The organism is Mycobacterium sp. 1165178.9 (assembly GCF_001673555.1).
Lineage (GTDB): Bacteria > Actinomycetota > Actinomycetes > Mycobacteriales > Mycobacteriaceae > Mycobacterium.
Window position 1 is genome coordinate 1 of sequence record NZ_LZMB01000467.1, and the last position, 18,448, is coordinate 18,448.

At 66.6% G+C, this 18,448-nt stretch carries 17 protein-coding genes and 4 pseudogenes; 8 read left to right on the forward strand and 13 right to left on the reverse strand.

The features are described 5' to 3' along the window. Positions 1–163, reverse strand: a pseudogene (locus A5652_RS27785) (enoyl-CoA hydratase-related protein); the annotation flags it as partial. On the opposite strand from A5652_RS27785, the pseudogene A5652_RS20110 reads away from it, so the two are divergent. The 4 genes and pseudogenes from A5652_RS20110 to A5652_RS20125 form a co-directional block, all read left to right on the forward strand. Further along, a pseudogene (locus tag A5652_RS20110) lies at positions 157–519 on the forward strand (enoyl-CoA hydratase/isomerase family protein); the annotation flags it as partial. The pseudogenes A5652_RS27785 and A5652_RS20110 sit on opposite strands and share 7 nt — an antisense overlap. A 19-nt stretch (positions 520–538) precedes the next feature. Then, positions 539–2,890 carry a CaiB/BaiF CoA-transferase family protein gene (locus tag A5652_RS20115; protein WP_067355573.1) on the forward strand — a complete coding sequence of 784 codons (2,352 nt, stop codon included), beginning with the start codon at positions 539–541 and terminating at the stop codon, positions 2,888–2,890. Next, entirely contained in the window at positions 2,887–3,648 is a 762-nt protein-coding gene (locus A5652_RS20120) for an SDR family NAD(P)-dependent oxidoreductase (protein ID WP_067355576.1), read from the forward strand. The genes A5652_RS20115 and A5652_RS20120 overlap by 4 nt, the downstream gene beginning before the upstream one ends. Before the next feature lie 19 nt (positions 3,649–3,667). Beyond that, complete coding sequence (locus A5652_RS20125) at positions 3,668–4,945, forward strand: hypothetical protein (protein ID WP_082983999.1); 1,278 nt, start codon at positions 3,668–3,670, stop codon at positions 4,943–4,945. Here the strand turns inward: A5652_RS20125 and A5652_RS20130 are convergent. From A5652_RS20130 to A5652_RS20150, 6 genes and pseudogenes are all read right to left on the reverse strand, one after another. Next, positions 4,942–6,309 carry an HNH endonuclease signature motif containing protein gene (locus A5652_RS20130; protein WP_082983998.1) on the reverse strand — a complete coding sequence of 456 codons (1,368 nt, stop codon included), beginning with the start codon at positions 6,307–6,309 and terminating at the stop codon, positions 4,942–4,944. The genes A5652_RS20125 and A5652_RS20130 overlap by 4 nt on opposite strands. A gap of 78 nt (positions 6,310–6,387) precedes the next feature. Then, complete coding sequence (locus A5652_RS20135) at positions 6,388–7,506, reverse strand: Xaa-Pro peptidase family protein (protein ID WP_067355582.1); 1,119 nt, start codon at positions 7,504–7,506, stop codon at positions 6,388–6,390. Continuing rightward, the gene (locus tag A5652_RS20140; RefSeq protein WP_067355619.1) at positions 7,496–8,725 is read right to left on the reverse strand and encodes a Xaa-Pro peptidase family protein; all 1,230 of its coding nucleotides are present in this window, start codon (positions 8,723–8,725) and stop codon (positions 7,496–7,498) included. The genes A5652_RS20135 and A5652_RS20140 overlap by 11 nt, the downstream gene beginning before the upstream one ends. Before the next feature lie 8 nt (positions 8,726–8,733). Then, positions 8,734–8,832, reverse strand: a pseudogene (locus tag A5652_RS27790) (short chain dehydrogenase); the annotation flags it as partial. Next, positions 8,826–10,049, reverse strand: coding sequence for a cytochrome P450 (locus A5652_RS20145; RefSeq protein ID WP_067355586.1), 1,224 nt, complete (start codon positions 10,047–10,049; stop codon positions 8,826–8,828). The gene A5652_RS20145 and the pseudogene A5652_RS27790, both read right to left, overlap by 7 nt. Next, complete coding sequence (locus A5652_RS20150) at positions 10,046–10,768, reverse strand: TetR/AcrR family transcriptional regulator (protein ID WP_067355589.1); 723 nt, start codon at positions 10,766–10,768, stop codon at positions 10,046–10,048. Before A5652_RS20150 ends, A5652_RS20145 begins: the two co-directional genes overlap by 4 nt. Positions 10,769–10,903: 135 nt before the next feature. Here A5652_RS20150 and A5652_RS20155 point away from each other — a divergent pair, with 135 nt between their 5' ends. Further along, a complete protein-coding gene (locus tag A5652_RS20155; RefSeq protein ID WP_067355593.1) occupies positions 10,904–11,401 on the forward strand; it encodes a nitroreductase family deazaflavin-dependent oxidoreductase in 498 nt (165 codons plus the stop codon). Here the strand turns inward: A5652_RS20155 and A5652_RS20160 are convergent. From A5652_RS20160 to A5652_RS20175, 4 genes are all read right to left on the reverse strand, one after another. Continuing rightward, a complete protein-coding gene (locus A5652_RS20160; RefSeq protein ID WP_067355623.1) occupies positions 11,398–12,024 on the reverse strand; it encodes a hypothetical protein in 627 nt (208 codons plus the stop codon). The two genes, A5652_RS20155 and A5652_RS20160, sit on opposite strands and share 4 nt — an antisense overlap. 143 nt (positions 12,025–12,167) lie before the next feature. After that, positions 12,168–12,659 (reverse strand): DUF2231 domain-containing protein, encoded by a 492-nt coding sequence (locus tag A5652_RS20165; protein ID WP_067355596.1) that lies wholly within the window; start codon positions 12,657–12,659, stop codon positions 12,168–12,170. A 29-nt stretch (positions 12,660–12,688) separates the two neighbouring features. Further along, on the reverse strand, positions 12,689–13,303 hold the full coding sequence (locus A5652_RS20170) for a hypothetical protein (RefSeq protein WP_067355599.1): 615 nt from the start codon (positions 13,301–13,303) through the stop codon (positions 12,689–12,691). A gap of 114 nt (positions 13,304–13,417) precedes the next feature. Next, the gene (locus tag A5652_RS20175; RefSeq protein ID WP_067355602.1) at positions 13,418–14,224 is read right to left on the reverse strand and encodes a SigB/SigF/SigG family RNA polymerase sigma factor; all 807 of its coding nucleotides are present in this window, start codon (positions 14,222–14,224) and stop codon (positions 13,418–13,420) included. Between the two features lie 838 nt (positions 14,225–15,062). Between A5652_RS20175 and A5652_RS20180 the strand changes: the two genes are divergently transcribed. From A5652_RS20180 to A5652_RS20190, 3 genes are all read left to right on the forward strand, one after another. After that, positions 15,063–15,950, forward strand: coding sequence for an SDR family NAD(P)-dependent oxidoreductase (locus tag A5652_RS20180; protein WP_067355626.1), 888 nt, complete (start codon positions 15,063–15,065; stop codon positions 15,948–15,950). A gap of 206 nt (positions 15,951–16,156) precedes the next feature. Then, positions 16,157–16,942, forward strand: a complete 786-nt coding sequence (locus A5652_RS20185) for a heavy metal-binding domain-containing protein (RefSeq protein WP_067355605.1) — start codon at positions 16,157–16,159, stop codon at positions 16,940–16,942. Further along, positions 16,942–17,325, forward strand: a complete 384-nt coding sequence (locus A5652_RS20190) for a DUF5073 family protein (protein ID WP_067355609.1) — start codon at positions 16,942–16,944, stop codon at positions 17,323–17,325. Before A5652_RS20185 ends, A5652_RS20190 begins: the two co-directional genes overlap by 1 nt. A gap of 1 nt (position 17,326) precedes the next feature. On the opposite strand, the gene A5652_RS20195 is transcribed toward A5652_RS20190, so the two are convergent. Continuing rightward, entirely contained in the window at positions 17,327–17,962 is a 636-nt protein-coding gene (locus A5652_RS20195; RefSeq protein WP_067355612.1) for a cutinase family protein, read from the reverse strand. Positions 17,963–18,096: 134 nt separating this feature from the next. Next, positions 18,097–18,426, reverse strand: a pseudogene (locus A5652_RS20200) (hypothetical protein); the annotation flags it as partial. Positions 18,427–18,448 lie beyond the last annotated feature (22 nt).

Here is an 18,448-nt window from a genome sequence, read left to right on the forward strand (position 1 = left end):
CCTCCAGCTTGTCGCGGGGCACCACACTGTTGACGAAGCCGCAGTCGTACATTTCCTTCGCGCTGAACGGCCTTCCGGTGAACAGCATCTCGGAGAACTTACGCAAGCCCATCGTCTCGGCCCACCACCACAGGCGCGGTCCCCAGCCCACGTATCGGAAGGCCGTTCAGCGCGAAGGAAATGTACGACTGCGGCTTCGTCAACAGTGTGGTGCCCCGCGACAAGCTGGAGGCCGAGACCGAGAAGTACGCGCTGGCGTGCTCGAAGTCGCGCCCGACCGACACCGTCGCGGTCCAGAAGACCTTCCTCGAGCTGTATAAGCAGCACAAGGGCGAGTACTTCGGCAGCCTGCTGACCGGCATGGTCGAGGGCATGCTGCCGATGATCCAGAATGACGCGGAAGAGGTCGACCTCACCGAAGGCACTTTCAACAAAGGCCTCAACAACGTGGTCAAGGACAACGACTTGAACTTCCCACCGGAGTGGCGCCTGAGCCGCTCGGGCCGCGCGAAGCCCTGACCGTTTTGGCGGGGCGTGCATGTCCGCGCTGACGGGTATCAGGGTCGTCGAGTTAGCCGAATCCGTCGCGGGGGAGTACTGCGGGAAGCTGCTGGCCGACTTCGGCGCCGAGGTCATCAAGATCGAGGCGCCGCAGGGCGGCAGCGCGACCCGCGCGATGGCGCCCATCCTCGCCGACGGATGCGAAGGCAGCGCGCTGTTCGCCTACCTGAATACCAACAAGCGCTCCGTCGTTCTCGATCTCGGCTCGGCGGCCGACGTCGAGCGCCTGCACCGGCTGATCGACACCGCCGACGCGGTCATCGAAGGCCGGTCGCCGGGCTCATCCGAGCGCCATCCGTCCGTGGTCTTCTGCTCCATCACTCCGTACGGCCAAGGGGTGGCCGCCGAATTCGACAATGCCCGCAGCATCAACGTGTTTCACGCCAGCGGGTGGGGATATCACACTCCGAGCCATCCGGACCCCGCCAAGCCCCCGCTGCAGGGGCCGGGTCACTTTCTGGGCGACTACGAAGCCGGGTTGGAGGCGGCGCTGTGTGTCGTGTCGTCGCTGTGTGGGCGTCTGCATACGGGCCAGGGCGAGTCGATCGACGTCTCCCAGCAGGCCGTGCTGGTCTCGCGCGCCGATTGCATCCTTGGCCGCCTCGTCACCGGCGAGGTGCCGGCCGAGGGTGCGCGCGAGGATTACGATCAGGCCGGCCCGGCCTCGTTCTTCGCCTGCGCGGATGGCTTCGTCTACTTGTACATGACCAGCGCGGCGCATTGGTCCGGGTTGAAAACCCTGATGGGCCATCCCGAATGGCTCAACGCTTTCGAGGATGACTGGCTGGAGTTCTCGGTCACCGCCGAGAAGGTCACCGCGTTTCAGCGCGGCTTCGCCTCCTGGGTAGCCGGCCTTCCGAAAGAGCAGGCATCGGAAAAGGCGCAGCGGCTCGGTGTGCCACTGGTGCCTGTCAATGGCGCTGCGGACCTGCATCACTCGCCGCAGTATCGCCGTCGCGGCTTCTTCCAACAGGTCTGCCATCCGGTGCTCGGTGAAGCGGCGTATCCGACCGTGCCGTATGCGTTCAGCGACTCGCCCGCCCGAATCGCCAGTGCCGCGCCACTTCTCGGTGAGCACACCGAGCGGATCATGGGGAGCGTCCATGGCCCGCGCCCACGGCCGACCGTCAAGTCGGCGCAGCTGAAGCCACCCAAGAACCCAAGGGGCGGCCCACTGGAAGGCGTGCGCATCGTCGAGCTCACCAAGGTGTGGGCCGGTCCGTACGCCGGCAAGCTGCTGGCGATGCTGGGGGCCGAAGTCATCAAGATCGAGACGGCCGCCAGCCCCGAGGAAATGCGCGCATACGGCGGCACCGACATAAACCACGCGCCCTACTTCCTGAGCATCAATCCCGAAATCCTCAGTGTGGACCTCGATATCAAGTCACCCGAGGGGATGGCGCGGCTGCGCGAGCTGATCGCCCGCAGCGACATCGTCATCAACAACCTGCGCCCCGGCGCCATGGAACGTCAAGGCCTCGGGTACGAACAGCTCGCCGAGATCAAGCCCGACATCATCTCCGTGTCAATCAAGATGTGGGGCAACGACGGGCCGTTGGGCCACCAAACCGGCTATGCGCCATGCTTTGCCGCGCTGGCCGGGCCGGCCTCGCTGGTCGGCTATCCCGGCGGACCGCCGCTCGGGACCAGCATGCGCTACGGTGACTCGACGGTGGGCGCGGCCGCCGCATATGCCGCTGTGGTGGCGCTGCTGCATCGGGAGCTCAGCGGCGCAGGTCAATTCGTCGACGTGTCGGCGGTGGAAACCCTCTCCTCGATGATCGGTGACCGTCTGCTCGAGCAAGCGCTGACCGGGCGGCCTCTGGGGCCCAGCGGCAACGCCCACCCGGACATGTGCCCGCATGGCTGCTACCCGTGTGCCGGCGCCGCGTGGATCACGGTGGCCGTCGCCAATGACGCCGAATGGCAAGGGTTGTGCGACGGGCTCGGCGCCGCAACGCTGGCCGACGACTCCCGCTACGCCACCGGCGACGCGCGCCATCGGCACGCCGAAGCACTCGACGCGGACATTGCGCGCCTCACCCGGGGCCAGGACGCGGCACGGCTCGCCGAGCGACTGCGCGCGGCCGGAGTGCCGGCCGCCAAGAGCGCCACGTCGGTGGATGTGATTGCCGATCAACGGCTGTGGGACCGCGGGTTGTACCGCTTCGTCACTGATCACCGCGAAGGCCAGCGGCCGGTGCTGGGGCCGTCCTGGCGGATGGCCCGCTGCCCGGCCCGGATCGAGCGCGGCGCGCCGGACCTGGGCGAGGACACCGACTACGTTCTACACGAGTTACTCGGCAAGCAATCGATGGGCGGAACATGACGACACTGGCGCGCACAGGGGCCCTGGTGACCGGCGCCAGTAGCGGCATCGGTGCGGCAACGGCCCGAGCGCTGGCGGCCCAGGGATCGGCGGTGGGTCTGCTCGCGCGCCGGGCGGACCGGTTGGCGGAGCTGAAAGCTGAGATCGAATCCGCCGGTGGCACAGCGCTGGTGCTGGCCGCCGACGTGACCGATGCGGAACAGGTGGCGGGCGCCGTGCAGCGCACCGTTGCCGAGCTGGGGCGCCTCGACATCCTGGTGAACAACGCCGGCCTGATGCAATCGGCGCCCGCAACCGAGGCGTCGCTGCAGGATTGGGACCGGATGGTGTCCGTCAACGTGCAGGGTGTCCTTTATGCGACCCGCGCGGCGCTTCCCCACCTGATCGACGCGGCCGCCGACTCGCCGCGCGGGGTGGCCGACCTGGTCACCATCAGTTCCACTGCCGGCTGGGTGGCCCGGCCGAACACCGCCGTGTATTCACTGACCAAGTTCGGCGTGAACGCCTTCAGCGAGGGCCTGCGCCAAGAGGTGCTCGGCAAGCGGGTCCGGGTCGGCGTAGTGGGCCCCGGCACGGTCGACACCGAAATCTTCAGCCACCTTGCCGAGACGTCACGCGAGGCGTTCGAACGGCAGACGGCCGGCATGGTGATGCTGCGGCCCGACGACATCGCGGATGCCGTGTTGTTCATGGTGACGCGTGACCGCAGGGTCGCGGTCAATCACATGTTGGTGCGCTCCGCCGAGCAGACCTGGTAGCGGCGTGGCCTCGGGTTGGGTGATCGGCGATCACTGCGGATTGCCGTTCCCGGCTGACCCCGCGGCGTTGCTCAGCGGGGGAGCGTCCTTCCTGACCGACGCGTTTCGGGCCTCGGGCGTGCTGCGGGAGAACAGCGTCGCTCGGATCAGCGGCTTTCGTGAGACCAGCGGTGGCAGCACGGGACGCAAGGTCGTGCTGTCGGTCGAATACGGCCGGACCGCAGCGGATTTGCACACCGACCTGTTCGTCAAGTTCTCCCGCGATCTCGACGATCCTGCGCGCGACCGCGGAAAGACCCAGATGGAATCCGAGGTCCGGTTCGCCTCGTTGGCACGTGCTCCGCAATTCCCCATCGCGGTGCCGAGCCCGCTGTTCGCCGAGTATCACCGTCGTAGCGGCACCGGGATATTGATCACCGAACGAATCAGCTTCGGTGCCAACGGGATCGAACGCCAATACCACAAGTGCCTCGACTACGAGATGCTCGCGCCGTTGGAGCACTACCGCGCGCTGCTGACCGCGCTGGCATCGCTCGCCGGAACTCACCGCTCCGGTCGGCTGCCCCCGGAACAGACCGCGCACTTTCCGCTGAATGTGCGGGCCGCAACGGTCGGAGACCGGCCGCCGCTCTCGATGGCGAGATTGGAACGACGCGTCCATCAGCTGGGCGAATTCGTCGGCGCCCATCCCGGGCTGGTGCCGGCTGGCGTGGGCTCGTCCGAGTTCCTGGCGCGTTTTGCCGACGAGGCGCCGCGATTGGCCCTCTTCGAGGATGCGGTCGCGGACCACTTGGCCGCCGACGCCGACTACGTGGCGCTGTGTCACTGGAACGCCAATATCGACAACGCGTGGTTCTGGCGCGACGGCGACGGCACTTTGCGCTGCGGCCTGATGGACTGGGGATGTGTCAGCCAGATGAACCTGGGCATGGCGCTGTGGGGGGCCATGTCCGGCGCCGAGAACTACATGTGGGACACCCACCTCGACGACTTGCTGGAGTTGTTCGTCGCGGAATTCGAGCGTTGTGGCGGTCCGCGCCTGGAGCCGACCAGACTACGCCGGCACACGCTGTTGTATGCGGCCGTGATGGGCGTGGCCTGGCTGCTGGACGTACCGGCATTGATACGTAAGCGATTCGACGTCGCACCGACCAGCCGGACGGACCCAAGGATCAGGAAAGACGAAAGCGTGCGCGCCCCCCTGCAGATGCTGTCGAACCTGCTGGTGCTCTGGCAGCGGCACCCTCTGGGCGAGCTGCTCGACGAGGCACTGGACGAGGAGGGGCGCGTCGCCTAGGGCGCGTCGCCGTCCTCGTCGCTGTCGCGTAGCAGCTTTTCGGGATGGTGGAACACGTTGACGCGGGGCCTTCCCCGGTCCAGGACCGGGGGAGGGAGCCATTCGGTGTCACCCCTGGCGTTCTTGCGGGTGGTCCAGCCGCCGGGTCGCAGGAGGCGGTGCTGGGGTCCGCAGGCGAAGGTGAGGTCGTTCACATCGGTGGTGCGGCAAATAGCGTAGTCGGTGACGTGGTGCACTTCGCAGTAGTAGCCGGGTGTGGTGCAACCTGGCGCCGAACAACCACGATCCTTGGCGTACAACACGATTCGCTGACCGGGGGAGGCCAGGCGTTTGGTGTGATACAAGGCCAGGGCCTTGCCCTTGTCGAAGATCGCCAGATAATGATGGGCGTGCCGAGCCAGGCGGATCACATCGCTCATCGGCAGGATGGTGCCCCCACCGGTCAATCCACCCCCGGCGGCGGATTCCAGCGCTTGGAGCGTGGTTGTCACGACGATGGAGGCCGGTAAACCGTTGTGCTGCCCCAGCTCTCCCGACGCGAGCAATCCTCGGAGACCCGCGTTGAGTCCGTCATGGTTGCGTTGGCTGGCCGATCGTGGATCGCGCTCGATAGCTTCTTGGGTGGGCGCGCCGTCGACGCACGGAGTGTCGTCGAGGGGATTGCACATGCCCGGTGCGGCGAGTTTGGCCAAGACGGCTTCGAACGTGGCGCGCGCTTCGGGGGTGAGCCAGCCGCGCAACGCCGACATGCCGTCGGCTTGCTGATTGCCCAACGTCAGGCCCCGCTGCCGGGCCCGGTCCTCGTCGGTGAACGTGCCATCGGGGTTCAGGCAATCGGCCAGGACGTCGGCCAGCTTGCCGAGTTGCTCGGGCCGATACCGGGTTCCCTCTATGGCGAGTTTCGCCTCGGCCTGCTCGCGGGTGGCCGCGTCGATCCAGCCGGGCAGCTCGCGATAGAACTTGCGGATCACCGAGACCTGGCCTGCGCCGAGCGTGCCGTCGCGTTGCGCGGCCGCGGTGGCGGCCAGGGCCGGGGCCACGGGTTCACCCGTGAGGCCATGGCGCGGGCCCAGATCCCGCGCCTCCTTGATGCGCCGGGACGCTTCGGCTCGGCTGATCAGCGTCGTCTCCGCGATCGCATGTGACAGCGTGCCGCCGAGCTCCTCGGACGGCGCTTGCCGGGCAAGGGAATTGATCAGCGGATGCTCGATGGCCGGCAATCGGCGACGTACCATCTCGCAGCGTTCCAACGCCGCCAGCTGCTCGCGGGTGGCCAACGCATCGCAGTCAGACCCGATCACGTGGCCGAGGGCAGCGTCGATGACATCAAACGCCGCGGACAGGGACTCGTGATCTATGGTCACACCCCGAAGCTATCGGAGACCACCGACAAAAAACGCGACCGTGTGACCACTGAAACACAAGGGGCGCAGGTTATTTCACTAACTCCACGATGGGCTAGTGGTCAGTACAGCGACACCACTCTCGGTGATGTGCACGGTGTCCCGGCGGAACACCGCGCCGACGCCCCGCTGCCACACATACCCGGTGACCGCCAACACCATCCCGGCCTCGAGCACGTCGTGTTCGCCTGCGGCCACGAGTGTTTCGGACACCACAGGCGGATCGAACCCCAGGCCCAACCCATGCGCGACCGGCATCGGCGGGATCGGCTCGCCCGCCGCGTCGTAGGCGGCCAGCAGATCGCGGGTGTCCGCGCCAGCCTCGCAGGCGGCAAGCATGTTGTCGTACAACCTATCCGAGCGCTCGAAGAGTGCGCGGGCCTCGGCGGCGACGGTATCGCCGGCGGGCCAGGTCCGGCCGACCTCGGCGACGTAGCCATTCGCCAGCGCGCCTGCGGCGAAGGCGACCAGGTCGCCCGGACGTACCTCGGGCGCGGCCGCGCGGCGCCACGGCTGCTCCCGCGAGGTGACCCATGCCGCGTCCTGGGTGGCCGGAGTGCTGACCCCGCCCGCGGCCATCGCCTCCATCATCACCCCGGCCAGCGTCCGCTCCGAAACGTCCGGTGCCAATTCGCCCCGGGCGGTGGCCAGTCCCCGTTCGGCGACACGCAATGCGTGATCCATCGCCGCGATTTCGCCGCGCGTCTTGATGCGTCGCGCCGCGCGCATCGCCGGCTCGGCGTCGACGAGCTCGGCATTGGGGAACGCCTCGGGCAGCAGCGCGGCGAAAGTCGGTGTGATCGCGTCGGTTCCGACCCGGCGCGCCGCCACGGCGCCGTCGACCTTCTTCAGGACGTCGATGAGCGTCATCGGGTTCCAGGCCAACCCGTACAGGTGATCGTGGCCGATCTCCTCCGGAACGCCCTCGTCGTCGGTGCTGTTCAGGTAGATGTCTCCGGTGGCGCGCACCAGCACACACATCGGCCCGAAGGGTCGGGTACCGGCGATCCACAGCTGCGGGGCGCCGGTGACGTAACGGATGTTGGCCTGACGGCCGAGCACCAGGATGTCGAGGCCGTGCTGCTCCATCTGTGCCAGCGCCCGTTCGCGACGGCCGGAACGCAACGCGGGCGGATCGGGCAGAACTTCAGTCGCCATACGGGGTGTAGGGGTAGTCGGTGATCGGCGCGTAGCCGTCTTCGGTGATCACCACGATCTCCTCACTGCGATAGCCTCCGGTGCCGTCCTCCCACACCACGGGTTCGAGCACCAGAACCGTGCCGGGAGGAAAGACGAAGTTGTCATCGAACTCCTCGCCGAGATCCGTTCCGATCATCGGAGCTTCGGCGGGGTAGGTGCCGATGCCGTGGCCCAGATAGAAGTGCGGCAGCCACGGTTTGCGGCCACCGTTGGCCGCGATCGCCGCGCGCGCCAAGTCGCCCGACGTCACGCCCGCCTTGGTGACCGCGAGCACGGCGTCCAAAATTGTTCGCCACTGCCGGAATTGGTCTTGCTGTCTCGGAGTGGGGGACTCGCCGACGATCCAGGTGCGCCCGAAGTCCGAGCAGTATCCGTGATACGTGATGCTGATATCGGTCCACAACACATCGCCGGCGGCCAGTTCCCGGTCGGTCGGGAGCAGCGGCAGCGCGAGGTCACCGTGCGTCGTCCACACCCCGGCCTTCCGCGAAGTCGGCATCACCTGCCAGATGGCCTCCAGCATGTTGGTGGTGGCGCCGAGTTCGAACGCGTGACGGACGAAGATGGCCGAAAGATCGATCTGTCGCACGCCGGGACTCAGCGCCTTCTGCACGTCGACGATGGCCTGTTCGGTGATGCGGGCCGCCCTGCGCAGACAGGACAACTCGTCGCGGGTCTTCACCAATTGGGCGGCGCCGAGCACCATCGCCGCGTCCGTGGGCGGCCCGCCGGGGAACAGCTTGTCGGCCGCCCGCCGCATGGCGCCGGTGAGTTCGTCGACGGCGATGCGTGCGCCCGGCCGGACTATACCGGCCAGCGTTGCCGCGAAATCCCGGACGCCATAGTCGGATTCGAGATAGGCGGGGCCGTGCAAATGATCATCCGGCACGGGATACTCCGCGGACGCCCCGCTGCGGAACGGCATGAACAGGTGCGGATGCACGTCCTCGGCGAGCACTACGGCGACTGGGCGCTCAACGTGCGAAAGGCCCGCGTCCAGGAGCGGCCAGCTGGCACCCGTCGCATATCCGACATAGCCGTTCATCAGCAATATCAGCGCGTCGACACCGTATTCGGCCATCGCGGACCGCAGCCGCGCTCCGGTCTCGGTGCGCATGCGGGCCCAGTCCGGCTCATCGGGGATGTCGAGCGCCGAGGCATGGGCTGGGCTGGACATCATCGTCCCTTCGTCAGGCCGAAGCCCAGTCCACTGTTGGCCCCGGTCACCACGGCCAATCTGCCACGCAGATCTGGAACGTTTAGCGACAGGTCGGGCTTCACCATGTCACGGGCAGCTCGTAGAGGCCGTAGGCCAACGCGTCGTGCTTGAACGGAAGGTCATCCAGCGGCACGGCAAGCTGTAACGTCGGAGCGCGGCGCAGCAGCGTGGGCAAGACTATTTGCAATTCCATGCGGGCCAGTTGCTGACCCACACATTGGTGACGACCGTAGCCGAACCCGACGTGCGGTCCGTCCTCGCGGAGCAGGTCCAGCCGGTCCGGGTCGGGGAACTGGCGGTCATCCCAGTTGGCCGGGGCGACGTCTAGGATGATGCCGTCGCCGGCGCGGATCGTCTCGCCGCCAATCTCGATGTCCTCCACGGCGATTCGGCGCTGGCCGGTCTGGATGATGCTCAGGTAACGCATCAGCTCTTCGACCGCGGTGGCGATGACCTTCGGATCATCGGTGTCGCGCAGCAGTTCGCGCTGATCGGGATGTTCGAGCAACGCCGCGATACTCAGGCTGATCATGTTCGCGGTGGTCTCATGGCCCGCGATCAGCACCCCGGTGGCCAGTTGCGCGGCCTCGCGCACGCTGATCTCTTCGGCATTGACCCGCTCGGCGAGATCGGACACCAAATCCTCTGAGGGATTTTGCATCTTCGCCCGAACCAGATTGGCCAGATACTTCGCCAACGAGGCGGCGCCCTGGGCGGTGTCCTCCTCGGTCGCGTAGCGGCCCATTCCCCGCTGGGCTTGTGTCTGAAAGAATTCCGCGTCCTCATAGGCCACGCCCAGCAGTTCGCTGATCACCAGGGAGGGGACCGGCAACGACAGGGTGCCGACGATGTCGCCCGGTTTCGGGCCCGTCAGCAGCGCTTCGATGTGGTCGTCGGTGATCTTCTGCACGGCGGGCCGCAACGCTTCAACCCGCTTGAATGTGAACGGTTTAGACAGCATCCGGCGAAACCGGGTGTGCTCTTCGGCGTCGGAGGTGAACACCGAGCGCGGGCGCTTGTGCACGGTGGCCAGCATGCCTTCGTTCCAGTGCGGATAGCCGGGCAACCGGTCGTCGACGCTGGTGCGGGAATCGGTGAACAGCGCGCGGATCGCCTCGTAGCCATGGATGAGCCATGGGGTGCTGTTGTCCCAGATCCGTACCCTGCTCAGCTGCTTGTCGGCGTTGAGCTCCAATACTTTCGGAGGCGGGGCGAACGGGCAGCCGGGCGCCCGTGTCATCGGAAACTCCGGGATATCGGTGGCGGTGGATCCTTCGGTCATCGTGCTCCTCGGTCGTTGCCCTGCGCGGTTGTCTGTTCCGGTTGGATACCGGCCGCGCCTACGTGGACCGGTGCGCGCCACAGGCCGACGATCGCGTCGATCAGCCCTTCGCCGGCCACCGGCCACGCCGAACGCGACCGCGGACCGTGCTCTGCCAGTGCGCCTTCGTGTTCCGCGCATGTGTGCATCAGCAGGTTGCGCACCATCACCATCCGTTCGGCACGCACTCGCCTGGGCAGTTCCGGTAGGCAGCGGTTGATCCCGTCGAGCGTCTGCACCAGCAGCGGCGACGCCAGCGCGTCTTTGGTGACCACATGGCGGTACGTCGGATCGGCCATGGCCTGCGCGGCGAACCGGGCGTACCAGGTCGGCGTTCCCAGGGCGCAGAGATGATCGGTCAGCGGGCGCACCAACGCGCCGACCCAGTCCCGTAGCTCGGTGAAATCGCCGATGGCGGCCAACATCTGGGCACGCAGCTCCTCGATCGGCCGGCGATGCTTGCCTTCGATCGCGCGGAGCAGGTCGACTCTGGTGCCGAAGTGATAGCACGCCGCGGCGTTGTTGCCCTGTCCCGCCGCTTCGCTGATCTGCCGGTTAGACACGGCGTACATCCCGCGTTCGGCGAAAAGCACTTCGGCGGCCGACAAGATCGCCTCTCGGGTGCCCGTCGACCGGTCGGAACGAGCAACCCGCTCGGCAGTCATCGCCTCAGTGAACACTCCACGCCGGGTTAAATCAAGCAATTTATTTATCCCGTACCCGCCGGGCTCCAAAGGTCCTCGAAACACCGGGTCGTCAACGGCATTTCATCGTGCTGACGCCTTGATCCGGCACCCGCGGAATACAGTCATGCCATGAATCCGCTGCAACGGTGGGCGCGCAACCCGGCGGCCTACCGCTTGCTGATCCTGAACGGCCGCCAGGTCATCGAGTGGCTCGAAGCCGTGCTTCGCTTCCTGACCAGCGGACGGCTCGGGGTGCTGGATTTGGCCGGCCTGCCCAACGTTCGGATCGTCGTCTCGGGCCGCAAGACGGGTCTTGCCCGTAGCGCGACGGTGCAATATGTGCCCTTTCGCGAGGGTCTGCTGTTGGTCGGATCGAACTGGGGGCGTGCGCGCCACCCATCCTGGTCGGCGAATCTCAAAGGGGTGCAACGGGTCACCGTGCGGCGTCGTGGCCACCGGTTCGGGGCGACGGTGCAACTGCTCGGTGGCGCGGAGCGTGAGGAAGCCTGGAACAAGGCACTGGAGTCCTGGCCGAACTATCGGCTCGCCCAGGAATGCGCCGGGCGGCGCCGGTTTAGGCTCTTTCTTCTCACGCCGACACCGGGGCCGCCGGCGCATCCGGTTTAGGCGCCGAGGCCTTTCTTGACCGCCGCGTCTTGTTTTTGGCCGACGTCGGTCACGAAGTCCGGCGGCACGAGAGAGCTGGGCGGGCCGTCGAATTCCAATTCGACGAAGGCCTTGCCTTCGGTGAACAGCAGCAGGGTCACTCCTTTGGCACCGTCTGGCGAGGGGCCCGAGATCGTGGTGCCCCCCGTGCCGATCTCGATCGGCTCCGGGACCCCGTGGACGTAACCGTCAGGTGACGACTTCGCCGATTCCAGCGCGCTCTGCGCGGCGGCAGGATCGGACAGTACCTGAATGCTGTCGACGATCACGTGCGTGTGGTCGTTGTTGCTGAACGTGGTGCTGGCCCCCGGGTGGCCGTTAGGGTTGTTGATCGGTGGGGTGGCAGTGAAGATTTCCGGGGCGTTGATATCGCCGGCCGCAATGAGCAACCGCGTGTAGTCGGACGGCTGGGCTCCCGCGGACGTCGACGCCTGGCCGGCCGAACTCGAGGCGCTCGACGACGATGTCACCGACGGTGTCGTGGCCGGAGATGGTTTCGATCCGTTGCTACAGCCGAGCACCGTCGCGCCCGTCAGTGCCAGCGTCACCGGCACCCCGACGGCAAGCCTCGATATTTTGCTCATCACCGTTTCCTTCCGTGCCGGCTTGGACACCGCAAACGGTAATGCAACGCAAGCGCGCATGCCGCAGAATATGGTCAGCGCGCACCAGTTACTCCAGGGAATCCTGTCGGCAGGCAGCGAAGGGTTTGCCGTGGGCGACGTCGTCAACCCGTGCGGGTCTTTGTCAGGCGCGCAAGCGCGGTGCCCCAAACCGATTGCGCACCGGCATCGCCCACGCGGTAGATCTGGACCATCGACGAGATCCCCACCGCCAGAACCAGTATCGCAACGAGTACACGCGTGACGGCGCGGCTCTTGTCGGATCGACTTTCGATCACCCGTACGACGACCAGCACGACGGCGGCCGCCAGGAGCGCCGCGGAGAAGTAGGACATCAGGCTGCCCCGCTCGGCATGTTCCTGCAGGATCGGGCTGGGGTTTTTCTTCAAGTCGTACAACCATCCACCGGCGTTGATGGTGATCGGTGTCAACACCATGGTGACCGCGGCCAGGAGCAGCGTGAGCCACATCAGCTGACCGCGCCGCGCCGCCGGCCATAATCCGCAGACGATTTCCAGCAGGGCGGTCAACGGCACCAGCACCAAGACGAAATGCAGCAGCAGGGCGTGAGCCGGCATGCCGTTGATGACATTCATCGCGTCCCCCGATGCTGGTGGCGCAGCGCCTAGCCGCCGAGCCCCTTCTTGATGGCCGCATCTTGTTTTTGGCCGACGTCGTTGACGAAGTCCGGCGGGGCCAGCGTGTCCGTTGGACCGTCGAATTCCAGCGTGACAAACGCCTTGCCCTCCGTGAAGAGCAGTATCACCACACCCTTGCTGCGATCCGGGGTGTTGCCCATCAACATCGTTCCGCCGCTGCCGATGGTCGACGGTTGCGTGGTGGATTCCTTGATCACGCCACCCTGTTGGCCCTTCGCGGTGTTCAACGCGTTCGTGGCGTCATCGGGGTCGTCGTAGACCTGGATGGTCACCTTGATCGCGTGACTACCGTCGTCGTCCTTGAAGGTGGTCGCCACGCCCGGCTGGCCGTTGGGATTGTCGGTCGGGGGCGCGGCGGTGAAGGGGACCGGCGCATTGATGTCACTGGCCTCGATGAGCAGCTTGGCGTACTCGTTGGGCTGCGCCGGCGCCGAAGAGACCGGCGCGGAGCTGGTGGCCGAGGTTGCCGAACCCGACTTCGACGGCGACGGCTGCGGCTTGTTGCCGCCGCATCCGGCCACCGAAACCGCCAGCGCCGCCGTCGCCGCGACACCCGCGATCACCGCTCGTGACATCCTCATCGCATCGAGCTCCCTTCGAGGTGGGCGACAGAGTCGGGGTTCTCCTTTTCAGTCGCACAGTACAGGGCTGCGCGGCAGGGTATGTCGCGCAGCGCCTGGGGGAACTACTGCCTACTAGAGTTGGTCGCGCAGGGAGCTCAGCGTGTTCGCCAGGATGCGGGACACCTGCATCTGCGACACGCCAATCCGCTCCGCGATCTGGCTCTGCGTCATGGATTCGAAGAATCGCATGCGCAATACCTCGCGTTCACGCTGCGGGAGGGTGGCAACCAACACCCGCAGGGCTTCGCGGTTGGTGATGTGTTCGATCTGTGGATCGATATCGCCGACCGAGTCGGCCACCGAGCGAGGCGTTCCCGAGCTGTCGGCGCCTAGCGGGGCATCGAGGGAGTCGAGCCGATAGGCGTCGCCCGCGACGAGGCATTCGACGATCTCCTCGCGCGGAACCTCGAGCACCTGCGAGAGCTCGCCGGCGGTGGGCGCGCGTCCGAGCTGCTGGGACAGATCCGCGGTCGTCCTGCTGATTTGCACGTGCAACTCGCGCAGCCGCCGCGGCACGCGCATTCCCCAGCTGTAGTCGCGGAAGTAACGCCGGACCTCGCCCATCATGGTGGGCACGGCGAACCCGATGAAGCTGGGACCTTTCGCGGGGTCGAATCGGTTGACGGCGTTCATCAACCCCAGTCGCGCGACCTGAATGAGGTCCTCGAGACCTTCGCCCCGACGGGCGAAGTGGCTGGCGACATGGTCCGCCAGCGGCAGGCATCGGGACACGATGCGTTCGCGCTGGTGGGCGTACTCGTGCGATTCGGCGGGCAGCTGCTGCAGCACCAAGAACATTGCAACGACGTCGTCGTACGAATCGTCGGTTTTGGATGTGGGTCGCGGGGCCGGCCGCGTTGCAGAAATAACGTTGGTCATCGGCTGGCGCACCCCGCGTTCACTCGACGAATCTTGTAAACGGTTGCGCGAGAACAAGTTTGCATGCTGACTCTCTCCTAGAGCCGTGTGCAATGGGAGGTTGCAGCTATGCGCACTTCTCGCCCCCATTGCACCTCGATCCGCCGGACGGTCGAATGGCCAACGCACTAGGTGCCGGGAGCTGACTGGGGCCGATTCGCCGGAGCCATACCAAGCTCAGTAGCCGTGCGGCTGACTGGACCGCTTTTAGCTAAACGGCGACGCGTCCATAACGGACTTCATTGCAGACTATACGCCCCCGCGCCGTGCCCGGCGATCGCTTGGGGCAACAGGTTCATACGAATTCTGAACAATTTCCACGGTATACGAGCGCGGCCCCGGCAAGGCGCGGGGCGGTAGTCGCGGACTTGTTGACCGGACCACACCGCCGTCCAGCTGCGGTGTTGGGGGCCTTGCCGCGATCGGCGAGGAAGTGGCCGGCGCTGTGGCAAACATCTCGCCGGTGTGGGCTGGAATTTATCGACCGCTTCGCCTGGAGGTGTCCCAGGCGATCGCCGACGGCGGAGGCCGGCGTCTTCGCGGCGGTTGGCCGTGCCGCCGGGGGCTGCGGCGTAAGGCGGCGCCGCCGCCCAATCATCCGGTAGACATTTTGCTCGACGCGCTGAGACCCGCGTGATCCCGCACTGCGGCGGCCCTGGTTCTCATTTCTGATTCGGCTGGGTACTGTTCGCTTGGTGTTCGTGACCTCGACCGGCGAGCTCGGCTGCCACCGATGGCGAGACCATTTCGCGTGCAAAGCTTTACGTGGTCTTCGGCGTGTCCGCTGCGGGACCGGATGATGAGCGGCGCCGAGGTTCCGCTGGTCGGGCGCGGCGTGGTGGTATCGGGCGGCAGTCGCGGCATTGGACGAGCAGTCGCTGAGCTGCTGGGCAGCCTGGGTGCCGGTGTGGTGGTCAACGGGCGTGACGACCAAACGGTGCAGGAGACGGTCGCGGCGATCACGGAGTCAGGCGGGCAGGCCGTTGCGGTGGCCGGAGCCGCGGACGAAGAGCACGTCGCCCGCTCGCTCGTCGACGCATGCGTGAGCACCTTCGGGCGGCTGGACACTCTGATCAATTGTGCCGGCATCGCCGAACCGGCGGGTTCGTCGATCCTGACGATCTCCCCCGGCGAGTTCGACCGCCTGATCAGTGGCCACCTGGGCACCGCCTTCCACACCTGCCGGGCGGCCGCTCCGGTGCTGGCCGCGCAGCGGCACGGCGCCATCGTCAACACCAGTTCGGTGGCGTTTCTGGGCGACTACGGAGGGACGGGATATCCGGCGGGTAAGGGCGCCGTCAACGGCCTGACGATGGCCATTGCCGCGGAACTCAAGCCGCACGGCGTGCGGGCCAACGTGGTGTGTCCGGGCGCCAGGACGCGGCTCTCGACGGGTGCCGAATACGAACGACACATCGAAGACCTGCACCGCCGCGGGATGCTCGACGAAGTAACCATGCGGACGTCACTCGAAAGCGCTCCACCGGAGTTCGTCGCGCCGGTCTACGCCTATCTGGCAAGCGATTTGTCGCGTGAGGTGACCGGTCGAATCTTTGTTGCCGCGGGTGGTTTCGTGGGTAGCTTCGATCGCCAAACGCCACGGCTGCTTGGCTACCGCGACCATCACCAGTCCCGGCCATGGTCAGTGCACGACGTCCACCACATGATCGGTGATACGGCCCAGTGACGAGGCAGCCCGGCCAGCCAGCAAACTAGCTGGCCGGCGGCGTCCGAATCCGGGCGGTGTGCGCGGCGAAGCGGCCCGACGGCCATGAGCTCGCGCGCCCCGGGCAGTCGCTGGTGGCGAGCTGCCGTGAAATCACACGTTATGCGTGTGCGAGGCACCCGCGCGACCTACGCTATCCAGGCCAACCGCAGGAGGGTCCGTCCACGATGCAACCGAACCCGCTTGATCCGATCGCCAGCGAACGACTCTCACACGCCGGCGAGGTCTTCACGTCCGACCTGTCGATCAATGAGTTCGCCCTGCTGCACGGGGCCGGATTCGAACCCATCGAGCTCGTGATGGGCGTTTCGGTCTACCACGTGGGCTACCAGTTCACCGGGATCAGGCAGCAATCCGAGCTGCCCGTACTCACCGACGCGACCTACCGCGCCCGCTGGAACGCGATGTCGCGGATGCAGGCCGAGGCCGATGCGCTGGGCGCTGACGGGGTGGTGGGCGTCCGTCTCGAATGGCGCCATCAGGGTGAGGGCGAGCACCTCGAGTTCATCGCCGTGGGAACCGCGGTGCGGTACGTGGAGAAGCCCGGCGCGTATCGGCGTCCCAACGGCCAGGCCTTCACCAGCCACCTGTCCGGTCAGGATTTGACGACCCTCCTGCGGACCGGTTTCGCTCCGGTCGCTTTTGTGATGGGCAACTGCGTGTTTCACATTGCCGTTCAAGGCTTCTTGCGAACTCTCGGTCAGGTGGGACGCAACGCGGAGATGCCGCAGTGGACCCAGGGCAGCTACCAGGCTCGGGAACTGGCGATGTCGCGCATGCAGAGTGAAGCCGAACGCGACGGCGGCAACGGCGTCGTCGGGGTGCACTTTAACATCTCGAACTATGCGTGGGGGCACCACACGGTCGAGTTCTACGTCGCCGGAACCGCGGTACGCCGCGGTGGCGAACCGCAAAGGCTGACACCGTCGTTCGTGCTGCCGATGAGCGATTGATGGCGGGCTTCGATCCTGAGCGAGTCAGCCGTGCGGTGGGCGATGCGTTGGCCGGCCCTGGGGGAGTCGGACTGGTACTGAAGGTTTTTGGCGGCGTTCCGGGAGTGACAACGATTCCCGCGCGCCGGGGTTTTTTCCGGTCGCAGCCCGAGCAGACCCTCATCGGTGACTGGCGATACCAGATCACGCCCGTCGGTCATGTGAGTGCCGCACACGTCGTGAAGGGCATTGTCCTGGCCGAGGAAGTGCTCCCGGCGGGTGCCGTCGCTCCGCACATCGCCCGCGCGCTCGGCCAGGTGGTCGACCACTACGGGCCGACGATCCTCGCCAACCTCGAGGCGGCCGTGGAGGCGCTCGAGGCCGGCTCGGGCCGCGACGCCTGACTTACGCGAGCCGATCAGCGGCGAAGTCGGCCGCTTGGTCGACCATCCCCGCCTCGACGTATTGGCGGTGGGCGACGGGGTTGCCCGCGCCGGAACAGACCGGGTCGCCGGGGACACACAATTCGAGCGTTTTCGCCGAATACAGCGGCCCGATGTTCACCGGTGGCTGATTGATGATGCTCATGAACTGGCCCGATGGCTTGCCGAACAGCGCCACCGCGGCCACGTGGTTGGCCACTTCGGCCGGCATCGGCTGCAGCGCCCGCACCAGGTGCACGCCGTCCGGGACCGCGCTTTCGGTGACGAAACCCATCACCGCGGCGCCCTGCGAGTAGCCGCCCAGCACCATCTTGGTGCGGGGGCAATTCGCCGCCACCTGCTCGACGTGATTTCCGGCGTCGCTGACGCCGTCGGCGGCCGTGGGGAAGTCGGTGGTGGCCGGGTAGTCGACCGGATACACGCCCACCGACTTACCGCCGAGGTGCGAGCGCAGGGTGTCGACGAAGTTCTGGCCGATGCGCCCGACACCGGGCGGCTCGGTGGTACCCCGGGCGAACACCACCTCGACATCGGGGCACGGTTCTGCTGACGCCGTGGCGACCGGACCGATGAGCAGAGCCCAAATCGGCGACAGCACAGCACAAGTCAACACAGCGAGAGGATGCGCCTTCACATCGCGATCCTGCCACAGGAAATCGGAGAGCGCGCGTCGTGCGGTCGCCCATCGCGGAGAATGTGACGAAAACCTCCACGGCAATGGCTCGCGGGCCACTAACCCTTGGCGCGACCCCGTCGCTTGGCGCGAAGAACGGACCGGGTCGTGTGCAGGACGCCGCGGAACGCATAGGCGGCGGCCAGCACGCACAGCAGGATCAAGACGACGAACATCGGCAGCCAGTTATCCCTGCTGTGGCTGACGTTCCACCAGACGATCGTGAACAACACCGCGCATAGCAGCAGAACCCCGTCTCGCCAGTTGCCGTGGTAGGAGAAGGCGGCGCGCCGTAGCGCTCGTCCGCGGTCCGCGGCATCGACCAGATCATCGATGCGACCTTCGATGGTGCGCCGCAGTTCGGCGCGCCTGTCGACGTCCTCGGGAGGCGATCAGGCAGGATATGGACCT

What these genes read in the sequence shown, in the direction of transcription:
- A5652_RS20115 (WP_067355573.1), top strand. Translation starts at nt 539, where the DNA reads ATGTCCGCGCTGACGGGTATCAGGGTCGTCGAGTTAGCCGAATCCGTC.
- A5652_RS20120 (WP_067355576.1), top strand. Translation starts at nt 2,887, where the DNA reads ATGACGACACTGGCGCGCACAGGGGCCCTGGTGACCGGCGCCAGTAGC.
- A5652_RS20135 (WP_067355582.1), bottom strand. Translation starts at nt 7,506, where the DNA reads ATGGCGACTGAAGTTCTGCCCGATCCGCCCGCGTTGCGTTCCGGCCGT.
- A5652_RS20140 (WP_067355619.1), bottom strand. Translation starts at nt 8,725, where the DNA reads ATGTCCAGCCCAGCCCATGCCTCGGCGCTCGACATCCCCGATGAGCCG.
- A5652_RS20145 (WP_067355586.1), bottom strand. Translation starts at nt 10,049, where the DNA reads ATGACCGAAGGATCCACCGCCACCGATATCCCGGAGTTTCCGATGACA.
- A5652_RS20155 (WP_067355593.1), top strand. Translation starts at nt 10,904, where the DNA reads ATGAATCCGCTGCAACGGTGGGCGCGCAACCCGGCGGCCTACCGCTTG.
- A5652_RS20160 (WP_067355623.1), bottom strand. Translation starts at nt 12,024, where the DNA reads ATGAGCAAAATATCGAGGCTTGCCGTCGGGGTGCCGGTGACGCTGGCA.
- A5652_RS20165 (WP_067355596.1), bottom strand. Translation starts at nt 12,659, where the DNA reads ATGAATGTCATCAACGGCATGCCGGCTCACGCCCTGCTGCTGCATTTC.
- A5652_RS20170 (WP_067355599.1), bottom strand. Translation starts at nt 13,303, where the DNA reads ATGAGGATGTCACGAGCGGTGATCGCGGGTGTCGCGGCGACGGCGGCG.
- A5652_RS20175 (WP_067355602.1), bottom strand. Translation starts at nt 14,224, where the DNA reads ATGACCAACGTTATTTCTGCAACGCGGCCGGCCCCGCGACCCACATCC.
- A5652_RS20180 (WP_067355626.1), top strand. Translation starts at nt 15,063, where the DNA reads ATGAGCGGCGCCGAGGTTCCGCTGGTCGGGCGCGGCGTGGTGGTATCG.
- A5652_RS20185 (WP_067355605.1), top strand. Translation starts at nt 16,157, where the DNA reads ATGCAACCGAACCCGCTTGATCCGATCGCCAGCGAACGACTCTCACAC.
- A5652_RS20190 (WP_067355609.1), top strand. Translation starts at nt 16,942, where the DNA reads ATGGCGGGCTTCGATCCTGAGCGAGTCAGCCGTGCGGTGGGCGATGCG.